At 48.4% G+C, this 3,206-nt stretch carries 1 rRNA gene; it reads left to right on the plus strand.

Annotated elements, in window-relative coordinates:
* Nucleotides 1-158: 158 nt before the first annotated feature.
* Nucleotides 159-3,070: ribosomal RNA gene (locus AC37UB_RS10105) — 23S ribosomal RNA — on the plus strand.
* The last annotated feature ends 136 nt before the right edge of the window (nucleotides 3,071-3,206 follow it).

A 3,206-nucleotide genomic window follows, 5' to 3' on the forward strand; every position in this document is an offset into this window, starting at 1 on the left:
AGATTGTTCATTGAAAACTGGATAGTTGAAGTTAGACATCAACATAAACCGAGAACACCGCGTTGAACAGTTTCTTTTAAAGAACTGTGAAATGTATTAACTATTATCTATCGCTAGTTAATAGTTAATGAAAAAAAGCTAACCGTAAGGTTAGAAAAGGTTAAGTGAATAAGGGCGCACGGTGGATGCCTTGGCACTAGAAGCCGATGAAGGACGGGACTAACACCGATATGCTTCGGGGAGCTGTAAGTAAGCTATGATCCGGAGATTTCCGAATGGGGGAACCCAGTATCTTTTATAGGATATTATCTAGTAGTGAATACATAGCTATTAGAAGGTAGACGCAGAGAACTGAAACATCTAAGTACCTGCAGGAAGAGAAAGAAAAATCGATTTCCTTAGTAGCGGCGAGCGAAACGGAAACAGCCCAAACCAATAAGCTTGCTTATTGGGGTTGTAGGACTCAATTGTGGTAGCTGTTGTGGATAGTCGAATCGATCTGGAAAGGTCAGCCGTAGCGGGTAAAAGCCCCGTAGATGAAATTGACAACACACCTATGAGTATCCTGAGTACGGCGGAACACGAGAAATTCCGTCGGAATCCGGGAGGACCATCTCCCAAGGCTAAATACTCTCTAGTGACCGATAGTGAACCAGTACCGTGAGGGAAAGGTGAAAAGCACCCCGGAAGGGGAGTGAAATAGAACCTGAAACCGTGTGCTTACAAGAAGTTAGAGCCCGTTAATGGGTGATAGCGTGCCTTTTGCAGAATGAACCGGCGAGTTACGATAGCATGCGAGGTTAAGCTGAAGAAGCGGAGCCGTAGCGAAAGCGAGTCTGAATAGGGCGAATGAGTATGTTGTCGTAGACCCGAAACCATGTGACCTACCCATGTCCAGGTTGAAGGTGTGGTAAAACGCACTGGAGGACCGAACCCACGTACGTTGAAAAGTGCGGGGATGAGGTGTGGGTAGCGGAGAAATTCCAAACGAACTTGGAGATAGCTGGTTCTCTCCGAAATAGCTTTAGGGCTAGCCTCGGATTTGAGAATGATGGAGGTAGAGCACTGTTTGGACTAGGGGCCCGTCTTGGGTTACCGAATTCAGATAAACTCCGAATGCCATTCATTTATATCCGGGAGTCAGACAGTGAGTGATAAGATCCATTGTCGAAAGGGAAACAGCCCAGACCACCAGCTAAGGTCCCAAAATACATGTTAAGTGGAAAAGGATGTGAGGGTGCACAAACAACTAGGATGTTGGCTCAGAAGCAGCCACCATTTAAAGAGTGCGTAATAGCTCACTAGTCGAGTGCCCTTGCGCCGAAAATGTACCGGGGCTAAACATGTTACCGAAGCTGTGGATAGAACCTTTGGTTCTATGGTAGGAGAGCGTTCTAAGGGCGTTGAAGCTGGATCGTAAGGACTGGTGGAGCGCTTAGAAGTGAGAATGCCGGTATGAGTAGCGAAAGACAGGTGAGAATCCTGTCCACCGAATGACTAAGGTTTCCTGGGGAAGGCTCGTCCTCCCAGGGTTAGTCGGGACCTAAGCTGAGGCCGATAGGCGTAGGCGATGGACAACAGGTTGAGATTCCTGTACTCGTTTGTTTTGTTTGAACAATGGAGGGACACAGGAGGCTATGAGATCGTGCGACTGGAAGTGCACGTTCAAGCAACAAGTTTTGATAAGAGTCAAATGCTTTTATCTTTAAGAACAAGTTGTGATGAGTAGGGAAATAGAGTACCGAAGTCTCAATGTCACACTGTCAAGAAAAGCTTCTAGTTAGAAACAAATGACCCGTACCGCAAACCGACACAGGTAGTCGAGGAGAGAATCCTAAGGTGAGCGAGAGAACTCTCGTTAAGGAACTCGGCAAAATGACCCCGTAACTTCGGGAGAAGGGGTGCTGAACGCAAGTTCAGCCGCAGTGAATAGGCCCAAGCGACTGTTTATCAAAAACACAGGTCTCTGCAAAATCGAAAGATGACGTATAGGGGCTGACGCCTGCCCGGTGCTGGAAGGTTAAGAGGATGGGTTAGCAATAGCGAAGCTCAAAATTGAAGCCCCAGTAAACGGCGGCCGTAACTATAACGGTCCTAAGGTAGCGAAATTCCTTGTCGGGTAAGTTCCGACCCGCACGAAAGGCGTAACGATTTGGGCACTGTCTCAACGAGAGACTCGGTGAAATTTTAGTACCTGTGAAGATGCAGGTTACCCGCGACAGGACGGAAAGACCCCATGGAGCTTTACTGTAGTTTGATATTGAATGTTTGTAACACATGTACAGGATAGGTAGGAGCCGTAGAAATCGGAACGCTAGTTTCGATGGAGGCGCTGGTGGGATACTACCCTTGTGTTATGACCATTCTAACCCGCACCACTTATCGTGGTGGGAGACAGTGTCAGATGGACAGTTTGACTGGGGCGGTCGCCTCCCAAAAGGTAACGGAGGCGCCCAAAGGTTCCCTCAGAATGGTTGGAAATCATTCGTAGAGTGCAAAGGCAGAAGGGAGCTTGACTGCGAGAGTTACAACTCGAGCAGGGACGAAAGTCGGGCTTAGTGATCCGGTGGTTCCGCATGGAAGGGCCATCGCTCAACGGATAAAAGCTACCCTGGGGATAACAGGCTTATCTCCCCCAAGAGTTCACATCGACGGGGAGGTTTGGCACCTCGATGTCGGCTCGTCGCATCCTGGGGCTGTAGTCGGTCCCAAGGGTTGGGCTGTTCGCCCATTAAAGCGGCACGCGAGCTGGGTTCAGAACGTCGTGAGACAGTTCGGTCCCTATCCGTCGCGGGCGTTGGAAATTTGAGAGGAGCTGTCCTTAGTACGAGAGGACCGGGATGGACATACCTCTGGTGTACCAGTTGTTCTGCCAAGGGCATTGCTGGGTAGCTATGTATGGACGGGATAAACGCTGAAAGCATCTAAGCGTGAAGCCCCCCTCAAGATGAGATTTCCCATTCCTTTAAGGAAGTAAGACCCCTGAAAGATGATCAGGTAGATAGGCTAGAAGTGGAAGTACAGTGATGTATGGAGCGGACTAGTACTAATCGGTCGAGGACTTAACCAAGATAGCGGTGGACCATTATATTGATACTAACTTAACATCCAGTTTTGAGTGAATCATCACTCAATAAAAAGCATATAAGTGCGGTGACGATGGCAAGAAGGATACACCTGTAACCATGCCGAACACAGAAGTTAAG

It is taken from the genome of Vagococcus changpingensis (assembly GCF_058211775.1).